This is a genomic window from Streptomyces sp. NRRL B-1140 (genome assembly GCF_001280065.1).
Taxonomy (GTDB): domain Bacteria; phylum Actinomycetota; class Actinomycetes; order Streptomycetales; family Streptomycetaceae; genus Streptomyces.
In genome coordinates this window covers 242,347-258,796 of record NZ_LGEA01000001.1, presented here as the reverse complement: position 1 = coordinate 258,796, position 16,450 = coordinate 242,347, and the positions used below count along the sequence as shown (strand labels likewise).

14 protein-coding genes are annotated in these 16,450 nt (G+C 73.2%); 8 read left to right on the top strand and 6 right to left on the bottom strand.

The annotated features are described in order from the left end of the window. Positions 1 to 36: 36 nt before the first annotated feature. Both hemE and ADK65_RS01145 read left to right on the top strand, forming a co-directional pair. Positions 37 to 1,104, top strand: coding sequence for a uroporphyrinogen decarboxylase (gene hemE, locus ADK65_RS01150; protein ID WP_053667854.1), 1,068 nt, complete (start codon positions 37 to 39; stop codon positions 1,102 to 1,104). A gap of 111 nt (positions 1,105 to 1,215) precedes the next feature. After that, positions 1,216 to 1,548, top strand: a complete 333-nt coding sequence (locus tag ADK65_RS01145) for a hypothetical protein (protein WP_053667853.1) — start codon at positions 1,216 to 1,218, stop codon at positions 1,546 to 1,548. 100 nt (positions 1,549 to 1,648) lie between these two features. On the opposite strand, the gene ADK65_RS01140 is transcribed toward ADK65_RS01145, so the two are convergent. Together ADK65_RS01140 and ADK65_RS01135 are read right to left on the bottom strand one after the other, a co-directional pair. Further along, entirely contained in the window at positions 1,649 to 3,037 is a 1,389-nt protein-coding gene (locus ADK65_RS01140) for an FAD-dependent oxidoreductase (protein WP_053667852.1), read from the bottom strand. 27 nt (positions 3,038 to 3,064) lie between these two features. Then, positions 3,065 to 4,045, bottom strand: a complete 981-nt coding sequence (locus ADK65_RS01135; protein WP_053667851.1) for a DUF4349 domain-containing protein — start codon at positions 4,043 to 4,045, stop codon at positions 3,065 to 3,067. Between the two features lie 158 nt (positions 4,046 to 4,203). Here ADK65_RS01135 and hemG point away from each other — a divergent pair, with 158 nt between their 5' ends. Both hemG and hemQ read left to right on the top strand, forming a co-directional pair. After that, the gene (gene hemG, locus ADK65_RS01130; protein WP_053667850.1) at positions 4,204 to 5,649 is read left to right on the top strand and encodes a protoporphyrinogen oxidase; all 1,446 of its coding nucleotides are present in this window, start codon (positions 4,204 to 4,206) and stop codon (positions 5,647 to 5,649) included. Between the two features lie 4 nt (positions 5,650 to 5,653). Then, positions 5,654 to 6,385, top strand: a complete 732-nt coding sequence (hemQ, locus tag ADK65_RS01125) for a hydrogen peroxide-dependent heme synthase (protein ID WP_053667849.1) — start codon at positions 5,654 to 5,656, stop codon at positions 6,383 to 6,385. Between the two features lies 1 nt (position 6,386). On the opposite strand, the gene ADK65_RS01120 is transcribed toward hemQ, so the two are convergent. Together ADK65_RS01120 and ADK65_RS01115 are read right to left on the bottom strand one after the other, a co-directional pair. After that, a complete protein-coding gene (locus tag ADK65_RS01120) occupies positions 6,387 to 7,997 on the bottom strand; it encodes an alpha/beta hydrolase (protein ID WP_053667848.1) in 1,611 nt (536 codons plus the stop codon). A 113-nt stretch (positions 7,998 to 8,110) separates the two neighbouring features. Beyond that, a complete protein-coding gene (locus ADK65_RS01115) occupies positions 8,111 to 8,881 on the bottom strand; it encodes a TIGR04222 domain-containing membrane protein (protein ID WP_053667847.1) in 771 nt (256 codons plus the stop codon). Between the two features lie 248 nt (positions 8,882 to 9,129). Between ADK65_RS01115 and ADK65_RS01110 the strand changes: the two genes are divergently transcribed. From ADK65_RS01110 to ADK65_RS01100, 3 genes are read left to right on the top strand one after another with little or no spacing between them, the layout of a single operon-like run. Continuing rightward, positions 9,130 to 10,596: an aldehyde dehydrogenase family protein gene (locus ADK65_RS01110; RefSeq protein ID WP_053667846.1), complete on the top strand. Its 1,467-nt coding sequence runs from the start codon at positions 9,130 to 9,132 to the stop codon at positions 10,594 to 10,596. A 24-nt stretch (positions 10,597 to 10,620) separates the two neighbouring features. Then, positions 10,621 to 12,177 (top strand): GMC family oxidoreductase, encoded by a 1,557-nt coding sequence (locus tag ADK65_RS01105; RefSeq protein ID WP_053667845.1) that lies wholly within the window; start codon positions 10,621 to 10,623, stop codon positions 12,175 to 12,177. Then, positions 12,174 to 13,682 (top strand): APC family permease, encoded by a 1,509-nt coding sequence (locus tag ADK65_RS01100; RefSeq protein WP_053667844.1) that lies wholly within the window; start codon positions 12,174 to 12,176, stop codon positions 13,680 to 13,682. The genes ADK65_RS01105 and ADK65_RS01100 overlap by 4 nt, the downstream gene beginning before the upstream one ends. 55 nt (positions 13,683 to 13,737) lie before the next feature. Here ADK65_RS01100 and ADK65_RS01095 read toward each other — a convergent pair whose 3' ends face one another. Then, complete coding sequence (locus ADK65_RS01095) at positions 13,738 to 15,225, bottom strand: DUF692 domain-containing protein (protein ID WP_053668004.1); 1,488 nt, start codon at positions 15,223 to 15,225, stop codon at positions 13,738 to 13,740. Positions 15,226 to 15,503: 278 nt separating this feature from the next. Here ADK65_RS01095 and ADK65_RS01090 point away from each other — a divergent pair, with 278 nt between their 5' ends. Next, positions 15,504 to 15,977, top strand: coding sequence for a potassium channel family protein (locus ADK65_RS01090; RefSeq protein WP_324614228.1), 474 nt, complete (start codon positions 15,504 to 15,506; stop codon positions 15,975 to 15,977). Between the two features lie 7 nt (positions 15,978 to 15,984). Here ADK65_RS01090 and ADK65_RS01085 read toward each other — a convergent pair whose 3' ends face one another. Continuing rightward, on the bottom strand, positions 15,985 to 16,446 hold the full coding sequence (locus ADK65_RS01085) for a DUF7144 family membrane protein (protein ID WP_053667842.1): 462 nt from the start codon (positions 16,444 to 16,446) through the stop codon (positions 15,985 to 15,987). Between the last annotated feature and the right edge of the window lie 4 nt (positions 16,447 to 16,450).

The following is a 16,450-nucleotide window of genomic DNA, read 5'->3' as shown; positions in this document are numbered from 1 at the left end:
AATCACGCCGTTCGGCGGCGTGCGAAACTTGGCCCCGTGAGTGCCAACGACGCCCCTCGGGCCCAGCAGCCGTCCGCCGCATACGACTCCGCCTTCCTCAAGGCCTGCCGGCGCGAGCCCGTGCCGCACACACCGGTGTGGTTCATGCGGCAGGCCGGGCGCTCACTGCCGGAGTACCGCAAGGTGCGCGAGGGCATCGGGATGCTCGAGTCCTGCATGCGGCCCGACCTGGTCACCGAGATCACGCTCCAGCCGGTGCGCCGGCACGGCGTGGACGCGGCGATCTACTTCAGCGACATCGTCGTCCCGCTCAAGGCCATCGGCATCGACCTGGACATCAAGCCCGGCGTCGGCCCGGTCGTCGAGCGCCCGATCCGCACCCGGGAGGACCTGGCGCAGCTGCGCGACCTGACCCCCGAGGACGTCTCCTACGTGACCGAGGCCATCGGCCTGCTCACCCGCGAGCTCGGCGCCACGCCCCTCATCGGCTTCGCCGGCGCCCCCTTCACTCTCGCCAGCTACCTCGTCGAGGGCGGCCCCTCGCGTACGTACGAGAACGCCAAGGCGATGATGTACGGCGACCCCGGGCTGTGGAGCGATCTGCTCGACCGCCTCGCGGACATCACCGCCGCGTTCCTCCGGGTGCAGATCGAGGCGGGCGCCTCGGCGGTCCAGCTGTTCGACTCCTGGGCCGGTGCGCTGGCCCCCGTCGACTACCGCCGCTCGGTGCTGCCGGCCTCCGCGAAGGTCTTCGATGCGGTCGCCGGGTACGGCGTGCCGCGCATCCACTTCGGTGTCGGCACCGGCGAGCTGCTGGGCCTCATGGGCGAGGCCGGCGCGGACGTCGTGGGCGTCGACTGGCGCGTCCCGATGGACGAGGCCGCCCGCCGGGTCGGCCCCGGCAAGGCGCTCCAGGGCAACCTCGACCCGACCGTGCTGTTCGCCCCGACGGAGGCAGTCGAGGCCAAGACCCGCGAGGTCCTGGACTCGGCGAAGGACCTCGAGGGGCACGTCTTCAACCTCGGCCACGGCGTCATGCCGTCCACGGACCCGGACGCCCTGACGCGGCTCGTGGAGCATGTGCACACGCTGACCGCGCGCTGACGCGCCCGATCGGCCGCTTCGGTGAACGCGGCCGCCCGGGCGTGCGTATGTGTCGGCAACCGCCCGCGGCGCGGGGAAGGCGGGTCGCGGGGCCGACGTGAGGAACAGGCGATGAACGACCGAGTGACCCCCGCGATGCACGCCCTGCCCGACGGGGAGGCGGAGCTGACGCTGGTGGTGCGGCTGCCCTGGGAGGATGTGGCCCGCCTCGGCCAGGACGCGGGGCGGCTGGCGACCCAGTTGCGGCGGCCCGTGACCCTGGAGGAGGCGGTGAGCCACCGGTTGCGGTCGACCCGGGTGGCGTCGCACGCGAAGCCGGCGGGGGAGCAGCCGCCGGCGGTGACGGCCGGTGCGGCGTCGGTGTCCTCTTTGCCGTCGCGGCCGCCGGCGGAGCAGGCGCGGCAGGCGATCGACCGGATCACCGGTACGGCGGGGACGGCGTGAGGAACGCCCCGTAGGGGTGCGGGGACGTTGCCGGCAGCGGGCTCGTTGTGGCTTGTCGCGCAGTTCCCCGCGCCCCTGAGGGGCGTGGCCGCCCCCCACCTCACAACGAACCGCGGACTTTCGCCGACGCCTTGCGGGCCGCCACCAGGACCGGGTCCCAGACCGGGGAGAAGGGTGGGGCGTAGCCGAGGTCCAGGGCTGTCATCTGTTCCACCGTCATGCCTGCCGTGAGGGCGACGGCCGCGATGTCGACGCGCTTGCCCGCGCCCTCCCGGCCGACGATCTGGACGCCGAGGAGGCGGCCCGTGCGGTGCTCGGCGAGCATCTTGACCGTCATGGGAGAGGCGTTCGGGTAGTAGCCCGCCCGGCTCGTCGACTCGATGGTGACGGACTCGAAGCGGAACCCGACGCGGTGGGCGTCCTTCTCGCGCAGGCCCGTGCGGGCGATCTCCAGGTCGCAGACCTTGCTGACCGCCGTACCGACCACGCCCGGGAAGGTGGCGTAGCCGCCGCCGGCGTTGGTCCCGATGACCTGGCCGTGCTTGTTGGCGTGCGTGCCGAGCGGGATGTGCCGCTCCTGGCCCGAGACCAGGTCCAGGACCTCGACGCAGTCTCCGCCGGCCCAGACGTTCCCCTGTCCGCGCACCCGCATCGAGCGGTCCGTGAGCAGACCGCCGTGCGGGCCGAGGGGGAGACCGGCGGCCTTCGCGAGGGCCGTCTCGGGGCGGACGCCGATGCCGAGCACGACGACGTCCGCCGGGAACTCGCCCTCCTGCGTGGCCACCGCCCTGACCCGCCCGTCGTCACCGGTGAGGATCTTCGTGACCTCGGCGTCGTTCACCATCGTGATGCCCAGGCCCTCCATGGCCTCGTGCACCAGACGGCCCATGTCGGGGTCGAGGGTCGACATGGGCTCGCTGCCGCGGTTGACGACCGTCACCTCGTAGCCGCGCTTGATGAGCGCCTCGGCCATCTCCACGCCGATGTAGCCGGCCCCGACCACCACCGCGCGGCGGCCACGCGTGCCCTCCAGGGTGTCGAGGAGCGCCTGGCCGTCGTCCAGTGTCTGCACCCCGTGCACCCCGGCCGCGTCCGCTCCGGGCATGTCCGGCCGGATCGGCCGGGCGCCGGTCGCGATGACGAGCTTGTCGTACGACGTCCAGGACTCCTCGCCCGAGTCGACGTCACGCGCGCGCACCCGCTGCCCGTCGAGGTCGAGTTCCGTCACCTCGGTGCGCAGGCGCAGGCCGATGTCCCGGGCCCGGTGCTCCTCGGGGGTGCGGGCGACGAGCTCGTCCCGGTCGGTGACGTCGCCACCGACCCAGTAGGGGATGCCGCACGCCGAGTACGACGTGAAGTGGCCCCGTTCGAACGCCACGATCTCCAGCTCGCCGGGACCCTTCAGGCGGCGCGCCTGGGACGCCGCGGACATGCCCGCGGCGTCACCGCCGATGACGACCAGTCGCTCCCGTGCACGGCTCATGTTCATGCGAACACGCTACGGGAGCAGGGCATTTCAGTCCCGCTCACCCGGCGTTCCCGGCTGCGCGGACTCCGGCGCGGGCCGGGCCGTGGGCAGCGGGCCCAGCGCGGTCGCCGTGGGCGCGGGCGCGGGGCGGCGCGGCAGCCGGGGGCGTACCACGCGCAGCCACAGCCAGACGACCAGTGCGGCCAAGGCCGCGAACGGCAGGACCGCGCCGAAGGCCACCGCGAGCCAGCGCAGCATGGCCACGAAGGCGCTCCAGCCGCCCGCCAGCGCGTCCACGAACCCCGGGTCGTCGTCCTTCGCCTCCTTCTTCACCGGGGTCTCGGACAGCGACAGGGTGATGGTGGCCAGGCTGGTGCGGTCCTTCAGGGACTTCTGCCGGGCGAGCAGTGCCTCCAGGTCGGCCTGGCGGGTGCTCAGCTCGCCCTCCAGGGTCACCACGTCACTGAGCCTGGTGGCCTGGTCCATCAGTTCGCGGATCCGGGCCACGCTGGCGCGCTGCGTCCTGATCCGGCTCTCCACGTCCACGACCTGGTCGGTGACGTCCTCGGCCTTCGCGCTGCGGTCGAGGAGCTTGCCGGAGCCCTCCAGTCCGGCGAGGACCTCGTCGTACTTCTCGGCGGGCACGCGCAGCACGACCCGGGTGCGCTCGTGGCCCTCGGCGTCCCGGGTGGTCGTCTCGTTGCCGACGTAGCCGCCCGCGTTCTCCACACCGGTGCGGGCCTGGTCCAGGGCTTTGGGGACGTCCTTGACCTGCACGGTCAGGGAGGCCGTGCGGATGATGTGGTTCGGGGTGAGCTTCGGCGGCGCCGTGGCCTTGGCGCCGCTTCCGGTGCCGCCCGGGGCGGCCTCGCCCGAGACGGCACTGTCGCCCGCCGCCTTGTCGGCGGTGGAGTTGCTGCCGCCCGAGGCGTCGTCCCCGGCGCTGCACCCCGTGAGGGCGAGGGCGGCCGCGAGCAGGAGCGCGGCCAGGGCCGGGACGGGGTGTCGTACGGATCGTCGTGTGCGCATGCGGGCATCCCCCGGGGGTCGATTCTGCTGACGCTTCTTCGACGCCCGGACGGTGCCGATCGTTTGGTCCGGGACGGTTCCGATGCGGTCACGGTCGGGACTCGTGCCGGACACCGGGGCGCGGCGGCGCTGTCGGTGGGGTCTGAGAGGCTGGGGGCATGCGCGAATTCCATGGGCGGGTCGTCGTCATCGGGGCGGGTGTCGCGGGGCTGGCCGCCGCACACCGGCTGCTGGACCGGGGGGCGCGGGTGACCGTGCTGGAGACCTCCGGCCGGGTGGGCGGCAAGCTGCTGCCCGGCGAGGTCGCCGGCGCCCGCGTGGACCTCGGCGCCGAGTCGCTGCTGGCCCGCCGCCCCGAGGCGGTGGACCTCGCGCGCGAGGTGGGCCTCGCCGACCGCCTCCAGCCCCCGGCCACGGCGACGGCCTCGCTGTGGACCCGCGGAGCCCTGCGCCCCTTCCCAAAGGGGCATGTGATGGGCGTGCCCGGCACCGCGTCCGCCCTGGCCGGTGTGCTGTCCGAGGAGGGACTCGCCCGCATCGAGCGGGACGCCGAGCTGCCCCGCACCGAGGTGGGCGACGACGTGGCGGTCGGGGAGTACGTGGCGCAGCGCCTCGGCCGGGAGGTCGTCGACCGCCTGCTGGAGCCCATGCTCGGCGGGGTGTACGCGGGTGACGCGTACCGCATCTCCATGCGTGCGGCCGTTCCGCAGCTCTTCCAGGTGGCCCGGACCCACACCTCCCTGACGGCAGGGGTCCGCGAGCTCCAGGCCAGGGCGGCGGCGGCCCGGCAGACCGGCCCGGTCTTCACGGGCATCCGGGGCGGCGTCGGCACCCTGCCCCTCGCGGTGGCGGACTCGGTCCGGGCCCGCGGGGGCGAGATCCTCACGGGGACGGCAGTGACCGGGCTGCGGCGCACCCCGGAGGGCGGCTGGCACGTGTTCTCCGGTGAGCGCGAGTGGCTCGCGGACGCCGTGATCGTCGCCGCGCCCGCCCCGGCGGCCGCCCGGCTGCTGCGTGCGGAGAGCCCCGGGGCCGCCGCCGAACTCGACGCCGTCGAGTACGCCTCGATGGCCCTGGTCACCCTGGCCTACCGCCGCGGTGAGACGGCCCTGCCCGACGGCAGCGGCTTCCTCGTACCGCCCGTCGACGGCCACACCATCAAGGCGTCCACGTTCGCCTCGCAGAAGTGGGGCTGGATCGCCGACGAGAACCCCGGCCTGGTCGTCCTGCGCACCTCCGTCGGGCGGTACGGCGAGACGGAGATCCTCGAGCGTGACGACAGCGAGCTGGCCGACGTCTCCCGGCAGGACCTGAAGGCGGCGACGGGCCTCGACGCCACCCCGGTCGCCACCCGCGTCACCCGCTGGGACGACGGCCTGCCCCAGTACCCCGTTGGCCACCACGCGCGCGTGGCCCGCATCCGCGAGCACATCGCCCGCCTCCCCGGCCTCGCCGTCTGCGGCGCCGCCTACGACGGCGTCGGCGTCCCCGCGTGCATCGCGAGCGCGTACGCCGCCGTCGACCAGGTCCACGGTGACCCGGCCGCTGTGCAGGAGCTCACCGCCCACCCGGTGCAGAGCCTGCACGGCGGAGCGGGAGAATGAGGCCATGAGCAACGACGCCCCCACCCCCGAGTCCGGCAGGATCCCGAACAAGGGCAAGCTGGCCAAGGACCTCAACGAGGTCATCCGCTACACGCTCTGGTCCGTCTTCAAGCTGAAGGACGTCCTCCCCGAGGACCGCGCCGGGTACGCCGACGAGGTCCAGGAGCTGTTCGACCAGCTCGCCGCCAAGGACGTCACGGTCCGCGGTACCTACGACGTCTCGGGCCTGCGCGCCGACGCCGACCTCATGATCTGGTGGCACGCGGAGACCAGCGACGCGCTGCAGGAGGCGTACAACCTCTTCCGCCGGACCAGGCTGGGCCGCGCCCTGGAGCCCGTCTGGTCGAACATGGCGCTGCACCGCCCCGCCGAGTTCAACCGCGCGCACATCCCGGCGTTCCTCGCCGACGAGACGCCCCGCGACTACGTCAGCGTCTACCCCTTCGTGCGCTCCTACGACTGGTACCTGCTGCCCGACGAGGACCGCCGCCGCATGCTCGCCGACCACGGCAAGATGGCCCGCGGCTACCCCGACGTGCGCGCCAACACCGTCGCCTCGTTCTCCCTCGGCGACTACGAGTGGATCCTCGCCTTCGAGGCCGACGAGCTGTACCGCATCGTCGACCTCATGCGTCACCTGCGCGCCTCGGAGGCCCGTATGCACGTCCGCGAGGAGGTGCCGTTCTACACGGGCCGCCGCAAGGACGTCGCCGAACTGGTCGCCTCGCTGGCCTGACTCAGCGGACGCCTCTGAGAGCCGAGGCCCCGGGCCTGTCCGGGGCCGCCGGTTCCGGCTCGGCGTGCGGGGCGCAGTCCGTACGCCGTCCCGGCAGCCGCCCCTCCAGCAGATACGCCTCCATGTGGCCGTTGACGCAGGCGTTCGGGCCGCCCGCCAGCCCGTGGGCTCCGGCGTCCCGCTCCGTCACCAGCACCGAGCCCGCGAGACGGTGGTGGAGGTCGAGGGCACCGTCGTACGGGGTGGCGGCGTCCCGCTCGGCGGCCAGGATCAGCGTCGGCGGCAGCTGGCCCGGACCGGTGCCGACGTCGAGCGGCCGCTGCCGGGGCGCCCGCCAGTAGGCGCACGGCAGGTTCGTCCAGACGTTGTCCCAGGTCTCGAAGGGTGCCATCCGCGCGAGCCGGGTGTTGTCCCGGTCCCACACCGTGAAGTCCGTGGGCCAGGGGGCGTCGTTGCACTCGACGGCGAGATACACCGCGCGTGCGTTCTCCGCCTCGGCCGCCGCCTCCGGCTGCTGTTCCGCCTGCTCGATCAGGGGCTTCGGATCACCCTTGAGGTACGCCGAGAGCGCGTGCGCGCGGTGCGGCCACTGGTCGTCGTAGTACCCGGCCTGCAGGAACGCCCCCTGCAACTGGCCCGGTCCGACCTTTCCGCCCGCCGGTTCGGCGGCCAGCCGCGCGCTCGCCCGCCGGTAGCTGCGCAGCACCTCCCGCGCGGTCGCCCCCAGCCCGTACACGTCGTGGTGCCGGGCCACCCAGGACCGGAAGTCCGCCCAGCGGCGCTCGAACGCCGCCGACTGGGCGAGGTTGTTGCGGTACCAGATCCGGTGGGGGCCGGGGTGGGCCACCGAGTCGAAGACCATCCGCCGCACATGCCCCGGGAACATCGTGGCGTACAGGGCACCGAAGTACGTCCCGTACGACGAGCCCATGAAGGTCAGCCGCTCCTCGCCGAGCGCGGCGCGCAGCACGTCGAGGTCGCGGGCGTTGTTGAGGGAGTGGTAGTGCCGCAGGGAGTCACCGGTGCGCTCGGCGCAGCCACGCGCGTACGCCTTCGCCCGTGCGATCCGTTCCTCCTTGTACGACGTCGAGGGGTGGGCCGGTGACGGCGAGGGGCCCGTGAAGTACCGCTTCGGGTCCGTGCACGACAGCGGCGCCGAACGGCCGACCCCGCGCGGGGCGTAGCCGACGAGGTCGTACGCGGCCGCGATCCGCTTCCACTCGGGGAGCAGGCCGATCAGCGGGAAGTACAGGCCGGTGGCGCCCGGCCCGCCCGGGTTGTAGACCAGGGCGCCCTGCCGCCCGACGGGCTGCCCGCCGCGGCGGGGGGCCTTCCGCGTGGCCCGGGCCCTGCTGACGGAGAGTTCGATCTGCTCGCCGTCGGGGCGGGCGTAGTCCAGCGGGACGCGGACCGTGCCGCACCGCATGCTGCCGGGCAGATCCTGCGCGTCGGGGCAGGGGCCGAAGTCGACACCGGCCTCCTTCGCCCGTTCGGCCGCCACGGCGGTGCCGCGCCGCTCCGCCGCCCCCGTCGGCTCCTGGGTGTCCGGGGGCGTGACGAGGGTGCTCAGCAGCAGGGATCCGGCGGCCGAATAGAGGAGAGCGGCTCTCATGCGTATCCCTTCGATGCACGGTGGCGACGAAAGGGATGTTTCGTCCGGTGAGGGGGGAAGGCAAGCACCGTTCGCCGGTGTCGGGCTGTGTGCCCCGTGTGCACCCCGTCCGGTCAGTCGTGCGACTCGCGGTGCGCGAACGCGGCGCGCAGGTCCGGTTCGCCGATGGCGCTGACGCCGCGCACGGCCACCGAGGTGAGGTACGTGCGGTCGTCGGCGGTGCCGTCCGCCGTCCGGGTCAGCGTGCCGAGCAACTGCCGCCCGGCCGGGGAGGCCCAGCGGGAGTAAGGGTGGATCTCGATCCGGGCGACGGCCAGGCAGCTCAGGGCCAGGGCGAGCGGCAGCGCGAACCACAGGGCGACCAGATGCCGCGGCATGTCCGGTGGAGCGGGCGTCAGCAGCGCGGCCACGCCCAGCCCGAGGACGGCGACGGCGGCCACGCGGACCTGCCGGACGGCCGCCGCGACCGTCGTACGGGCGCTGTCCGGCACCGCGAGCCCCGCGCGCACCAGCCCCTCGGCGATCCCGCGCACCGCGTCGGCCGCGGCGGCCGTGGACCGCACCGGCGCGATCCGGGACTGTCCCTCGGGACCGATGGCCCCTATCACCGACCGCTCCATCTCGTCCCGCCCGCGCGGGTCGACCACCGTCGCCCAGCCGGTGTGCGCCAGGAGCAGCCGGCGCTGACGGGCCATCGCGACCAGCGTGACGTCGGCGACCCGGCGGGGGCCGCCGGAGAGGAACGCGGCCTCGTACAGCGTGAGTTCACGACCGGAGCCGGTGTCCGCCGCCACGGCTGCGGCGCGTACGGCGGCCAGGCACAGGCGCGTGCACGCCGTGCCGGCCACGGCCCAGGCCGCCAGCAGGAAAAGAACCCAGAGCATATGTTGTTTGTATGTGACACGGTCCCGAAAACACCATGCCTTGTTCACAATCCGGACCGAGCGTTGTCGGTATGTGACGTTCCGCTTCAGCTCGGTGGCGGACTGCCGGGTGACTAGCCCACCCGGGTCCTCTGGGCCGCCCGGACGCCGTCGTGGCGGTGTGCCCCGTGGCCGCCGCCCGTCCGATGGGCCATGTTGCTGACCGTCGAGCCGATCGGGCTCCGGCCGGACGCGAAGGAGGCCCCGCGGTGGGTGAGCTGTACATCGACGGCCAGTGGACGCAGGCGGCGGCCGGGGGCCGACGTGAGGTGGTCAACCCCTACGACGCCTCGGTCGTCACCACCGTCGACGAGGCCGACGCCGGCGACGTCGACCGCGCCGTGCGCGCCGCCCGGCGCGCCTTCGCCGAGGAGGACTGGGCGAACGCCCCCTCCCGCCGCCGCGCCGACCTCCTGCTGCGCGTCCACGACCTGCTGCTGCGCGACCGGGAGGACATCGCCCGCACCGAGACCCTCGACACCGGCAAGACGCTCACCGAGGCCCGCATCGACGTGGAGGACGTGGCGAACGCCTTCCGCTACTACGCCGAACTCGCGGGCAAGGACGGCGGCCGGGTCGTCGACGTCGGCCCGGACGTCCTCAGCCGCGTCGTCTACCAGCCGGTCGGCGTGTGCGCGCTCATCGCCCCCTGGAACTACCCACTGCTGCAGGCCTCCTGGAAGGTCGCCCCGGCCCTCGCCGCAGGCAACACCTTCGTCCTGAAACCCAGTGAGACCACACCCCTCACCACGATCGCCATGATCCGGCTCATCGAGGAAGCCGGGGCCCCGCCCGGCGTCGCCAACCTCGTGCTGGGCTCCGGGGCGACCGTCGGCGCGGCCCTGACCAGCCACCCGGACGTCGATCTGGTCTCGTTCACCGGCGGCCTGCACACCGGCCGGGCCATCATGGCGAGCGCCGCCGAGGGGCCGCGGAACATCGCCCTGGAACTGGGCGGCAAGAACCCCAACATCGTCTTCGCCGACGCCGACTTCGACGCCGCCGTCGACTACGCCCTCGACGCCGCCTTCCTGCACTCCGGGCAGGTCTGCTCCGCCGGTTCGCGCCTGCTCGTCGAGGACACGCTGCACGACCGGTTCGTCGAGGCCTACGCCGGGCGCGCCCGCGCGATCCGGCTCGGCAACGGCATGGAGGAGGGCACCGAGAGCGGCCCGCTCAGTTCCGCCGAGCACCGCGAAAAGGTCGAGGGCTACATCGCCGTCGCCAAGGAGGAGGGCGCCCGGCTCGTCACCGGAGGCACCCGCCCCGACGACCCCGCCCTCGCCGACGGCTTCTTCCTGCTGCCGACGATCTTCGCCGACTGCGACCGGTCCATGCGCATCGTCCAGGAGGAGGTCTTCGGCCCGGTGGTCACCGTCGAGCGCTTCCGCGGCGAGGACGAGGCGGTGGAGCTGGCCAACGACACCCGCTACGGCCTGGCCGGCGGCGTGTGGACCTCGGATGCGAGCCGCGCCCAGCGCGTCGCCCAGCGGCTGCGGCACGGAACCGTGTGGATCAACGACTTCCACCCCTACGTACCGCAGGCCGAGTGGGGCGGCTTCGGCCGCTCCGGCGTCGGACGCGAACTCGGCCCCACGGGGCTGCGCGAGTACCAGGAGGCCAAGCACATCTACCAGAACCTCGCCCCCGCCCCCTCCGGCTGGTTCAAGGGCTGACCGGCCACCGAAGAAAGGCACCGCATGGCCACCACTCCCGCGCACGGCGACGAGTCCGCCTACGACTACGTCATCGTCGGCGGCGGCACCGCCGGCTGTGTGCTCGCCGCCCGGCTGAGCGAGGACCCCGACTGCCGCGTCTGCGTCATCGAGGGCGGCCCCAGTGATGTCGGCGACGAGCGCATCCTGCGCCTGCGCAACTGGATCAACCTGCTCGGCTCGGAGTTCGACTACGGCTACACCACCGTCGAGCAGCCGCGCGGCAACTCACACATCCTGCACTCCCGGGCCCGTGTGCTCGGCGGCTGCTCCTCGCACAACACCCTGATCAGCTTCCTGCCGCTGCCGCAGGACCTCGACGACTGGGTGAGCCGCGGCTGCTCCGGCTGGGACCCGGCCACGATCCTGCCCTACCGCGACCGGCTGCTCACCGAGATCGTCCCGGTGGCCGAGGCCGACCGCAATCCGATCGCCCGGGACTTCGTCACCGCGGCCTCCCGCGCCCTCGGCGTCCCCGTCGTCGACGACTTCAACGCCGAACCCTTCGCCGACGGCACCGGCTTCTTCTCGCTGGCCTACCAGCCGGAGGGCAACCTGCGCTCCTCCGCCTCCGTCGCCTACCTCCACCCGGTGCTGCACCGGACCAACCTCACGCTGAAGCTGGAGACCTGGGCCCACCGGCTGATCCCCGACGCCTCCGGCCGTCTCACCCGGGTCGCGGTCCGGGGCGCCGACGGCGAACCCGCCACCGTGCGCGCCGAGCGCGAACTCCTGCTCTGCGCGGGCGCCATCGACACCCCGCGCCTGCTGCTGCTCTCCGGCATCGGCCCGGCCGACGACCTGCGCGCCCTGGGCATCGCCGTACGGGCCGACCTGCCCGGCGTCGGGGAGAACCTGCTGGACCACCCCGAGTCCGTGATCGTCTGGGAGACCGCCGGGCCGCTGCCGCCCAACTCCGCGATGGACTCCGACGCCGGTCTGTTCCTGCGCCGCGACAAGAACCAGCCGCGCCCCGACCTGATGTTCCACTTCTACCAGGTGCCGTTCACCGTCAACACCGAACGCCTCGGCTATCCCGTACCGCGGCACGGGGTGTGCATGACGCCGAACGTGCCGCGGGCCCGCTCCACCGGCCGCATGTGGCTGCGCAGCAACAACCCCGCCGAGCACCCCGCCCTGGACTTCCGGTACTTCACCGACCCCGAGGGCCACGACGAGCGCACCATCGTGGACGGTCTGAAGGTGGCGCGTGAGGTCGCCGCGACCGCCCCGCTGCGCGACTGGCTCGTCCGCGAGGTAGCGCCCGGCCCGGACGTCGTCTCCGACGCCGACCTGTCGGAGTACGGCCGCCGCGTGGCCCACACCGTCTACCACCCGGCCGGCACCTGCCGCATGGGTGCCGCGGACGACCCCCTGGCCGTCTGCGACCCCGAGTTGAGACTGCGCGGGTTCGACGGCGTGCGGATCGTCGACGCGTCGGTGTTCCCGACGATGCCCACCATCAACCCGATGGTGACCGTGCTGCTCGCCGCCGAACGGGCCGCCGATCTGATCACCGAGGGACGGAAGGCGCAGCGGTGACCGGTACACAGCCTCCCGCGCCGGCCTCCGGCACCCCCGGCGGCGAGCCGGGCTCCGAGTTCCGCAAGGACATGGGCCCCTGGGCCAACTTCGCCCTCGGGTTCACCTACCTCTCCCCGGTGGTGAGCACCTACACCCTCTTCGGCATCGCGATCGTCGACGGCGGGCCGCCGATGATCTGGGCGTTCGTGCTGGCCGGCTGCGGCCAGTTCCTCGTCGCACTGATCTTCGGAGAGATCGTCGCGCAGTACCCCATCGCCGGTGGTGTCTACCCGTGGGCCCGGCGGCTGTGGGGCAAGCGCTGGGCGTGGATGACCGGCTGGGTGTACATGTGGGCGCTGCTGGTGACCATCACCTCGGTCGCCTACGGCGCAGGGCCCTACATCGCCATCCTGTTCGGCTTCGACGCCACCGTGCACACCACCGTGCTGTGCACCGCCGTGCTCATCGTGGTCGCCATCCTCATCAACTACATGGGCACCAAAGCCCTGTCGGCGGCGGCCATCATCGGTTTCGGCGGCGAGCTCATCGGCGCCCTCGTCGTCGGTATCTACCTGCTGTCCACCCACCGCCACCACAACGTCGGCATCATCTTCGACACCTACGGAATCGAGGAGAACGGCTCCTACCTGCCGGCGTTCCTGGCGGCCGCCATCATCGGCTTCTACCAGTACTACGGCTTCGAGGCGTGCGGAGACACCGCGGAGGAGGTCGCCCACCCGGGGCGCGTCATCCCCCGCGCGATGCGGCGCACCATCTACATCGGGGGCGCCGCGGCCACGTTCACCTGTATGTCGCTGCTGCTGTCGGTCACGGACTTCAACGCGGTCATCTCGGGCGAGGTGGCCGACCCGGTCGTGGACGTGCTGTACGACGCCATGGGCGAGACCGGGGCCCGGCTGGTGATGGCCGTGGTGCTCATCTCCTTCCTGTCCTGCACGATCAGCCTCCAGGCCGCGGCCGGGCGGCTCATCTACTCGTACGCCCGGGACGAGATGATCGTCGGGCACGGGCTGCTGCGGCGGTTCGTCCACGCCCGCGCGGTGCCGAGCTGGGCGCTGTTCGTGTCGGCGGCGGTGCCGCTGATCATCGCCTTCGCGTCGCTGCTCTCCGAGGACGCCCTCACCAACATCGTCTCGTTCGCGATCCTCGGCATCTACGGATCGTTCCAGATGGTGGTCCTGGCGGCGCTGCGCGCCCGGCTCAAGGGCTGGCGTCCGGCGGGGGAGTTCACCCTGGGCCGCTGGGGTCTCGCCGTGAACATCGCCGCACTGGCCTACGGCATCTTCGCCATCGTCAACATCTGCTGGGCGCGCACGCCGGAGAAGCCGTGGTGGGAGAACTGGATCGTGCTGCTCTGCGGCGCGGTCGTGCTGGGCACCGGCCTGCTCTACATGTTCACCACGCACCACTACGGCCGCGGTGACGCCCCCGCGGGTGACGCCGTGCCGGAGAAGGCCGGTGCGACGCCCGGGGGGCCTCCTCCCGGAGCCGGGCAGAAGTGAGAGGGGGGTGAGGGGCCCGGGGGCGGGGCCCTCGCCCCTCACGGCGCGGGGGAGTTCAACGCCGCAGCAGCACCCGGCGCGTGGCGCGGACGAGGCGCTGCCCGGGCAGCAGGGAGCGCGGGGCCGGGCCCGACCGCTCCAGCCACCACTCCCGCAGCTCCCGCCGCGCCCGCGCGTCCCCGGGGCGCCCGGCGGACAGCAGGTGCTCGGCGAAGGTGAGGGCGTCGCGCCGGTACCCGGCGGTCATCGGGCGGGTCTGGGCGTAGCCGAGGAACGCCGTGCGGTACCCGTCCCCGAGGATCACCGGCAACTCGGGAGCGACCTTCGCCACCACGTCCGCCCGCTTCGCGGCGAGCGCCCGCGCCTGGACACCCACCCGCACCCGGTCGAACCCCTCGGGCACGGGCGTGCCCGCGACCAGCGCCGACAGCAACGCGGCCTGCGCCAGCCCGAGCCGCTGCCGCGCGTCCGCGACCCCTTCCGGATGGGGCGGGCCGGAGGCGCCCCGTGTCGCCCCGGCCGCCCCGGTCTCATGGCCGTGCCCCCCGGCACGGCTCCCATGGGCAACGGCTGCCCCCACCAGCCGACCGACGGCAGCCGCTTCCCGCCGTCCGGCGGCGGTTGCCGCGAGGACCGGTTCGTCGTCGACCGCGCCAGTCCCCCTCTGCCGTGTGGCGGCGAGCGCGGCCGAGCGGAGTTCTGTCTTCACGCGTTCGACCGCGCCTGCCTCCAGCGCCCGGCGGATCGCGGTCAACTCGGCCTCCAGTTCCGCCGGTTCCGGGAAGTTCTCGTCCCGTTCCAGGAGGACGCCCGGGGGACTGACGCGGGAGGCGAGGTCCGTCAGGATGTCGAGCACCGGCCGGGGGACGGGGTGGGCGTGGCTGTCGTGCCAGACGCCGTCGCGTTCGAAGCCGCCGGCGACGTGGACGTAGGCGATGGCCTCCAGGGGCAGCTCGGCGAGGGCCTTGGACGGGTCCTCGCCGCGGTTGACGTGGTTGGTGTGCAGGTTGGCCACGTCGATCAGGAGACGGACGCCCGTGCGGTCGGCGAGGTCGTACAGGAACTGGCCCTCCGTCATCTCCTCGCCCGGCCAGCAGACCAGCGCGGCGATGTTCTCGACGGCCAGGGGCACCGGAAGCGCGTCCTGCGCGATGCGCACGTTCTCGCACAGGACGTCCAGGGCGTCCCGGGTCCGGGGCACGGGCAGCAGATGGCCCGCCTCCAGGTGCGCAGAGGCGGTCAGCGGCCCACCCGCCCGTACGAACGCGATGTGCTCGGTGACGAGCGGGGATCCCAGTGCCTCCACGCGCTCGGCCAGTGCGCTCAGCCGTCCCGCGTCGGGCCGGTCCGCGCCGCCGAGGCCGAGCGAGACGCCGTGCGGCACCACGGTGACGCCGCGCTCGCGCAGCCGCCGCAGGGAGTCGGGCAGGTGCCCCGGGCAGACGTTCTCGGCCACCGTCTCGACCCAGTCGATGCGCGGCATGCGCTCCACGGCGTCCGCGATCTCCGGCCGCCACCCGATGCCCGTCCCCAGTCGCTCCATCGTCCCCTCCTCCACCCGGCCCGTTCCTCGAACGTGAGGGGGGTATGGCCCAGCCGCTCGCCCCCGAACCCCGCACGGCCCGGCTTCAGAGCAACATTTGAGGTTTGGGCCGTACCCCCGGCTCCCACTGACGGAGGTGCAAGGGTCGCGTCCCACGCCGATCCGTCGTAGACCGGACCTATGCCCGATGGCAGCGAGCAGCCCCACCGCCCCGCGCGGAAGCGGGAGAAGGAGTCGGGGAGGCCGCCGTCCGCCGGCTGCGGATCGGGGCCGCAGCGGTGCTCCTGGCGGGCGGCACGGCCTACTTCCTGCTGCCGCTGGAGGGCCTGGGCGCCGACCGCCCCTGGCTGGGCTGGCCGCTGTTCGTGCTGTGCCTGACATGCGTCGCCGTCCTGCTGCTGCGTCACGTGCGCGACGTCGTGCTGGAGAAGCCGCAGGCCCGGTCGGGCATCATGATCTCGCTGCTGATGTGCCTGGCCGTGCTGGTCTTCTCGTCCGGGTACTACGCCCTCGCCCGGCAGCCGGGGCAGTTCACCGGCCTGAGCACCCGCGTCGACGCGCTGTACTTCACCGTCATCACGCTCGCGACCGTCGGCTACGGCGACATCACCCCGCGCGGGCAGGAGGCCCGCATGGTGACCGTCGTCCAGATCGTCTACACCTTCGTCTTCCTCACGGCGGCGGCCACCGCCCTGACGCGCCGCATGCACACGGTGGTCGCGGAGCGCGAGCGGCGCCCGCCGCCGCCCTGAGCGGGCCCTACACCGGGCGGGAGGAGCGGAAGCTGAACACCGACCAGAGGACGAACAGGCCGGTCACGATCATGATGATCGACCAGAACGGCTGGTAGGGCAGCCAGAGGAAGTTCGCGATGAGCGCCAGGCCGACCACGACCGCGCTCACCACCCGGGCCCAGGCGGCTCCGACGAACAGACCGAGCCCGGCGGCCACCACGAGCACCCCGACGATCAGGTGGATCCAGCCCCACGCGGTCAGGTCGAACGCGAAGGAGTACTGGCCGAAGCTCGTGTACACCTCGTCGCCGGCGATCGCCGCGATGCCCTGGAGCACCGCGAAGAGGCCGTAGACGACCATCAGGACGCCGCCGAGGACGAGACCCCCGGCCGCCCACGGGTCGCCGGAACCGCCCGCGCCGGAGCCGTCGGGCCTCCGGTCGCCTGGGGCGGGCGGAGCGGGGGGAGGGGGCGCGGCGCTGGTCATGGCT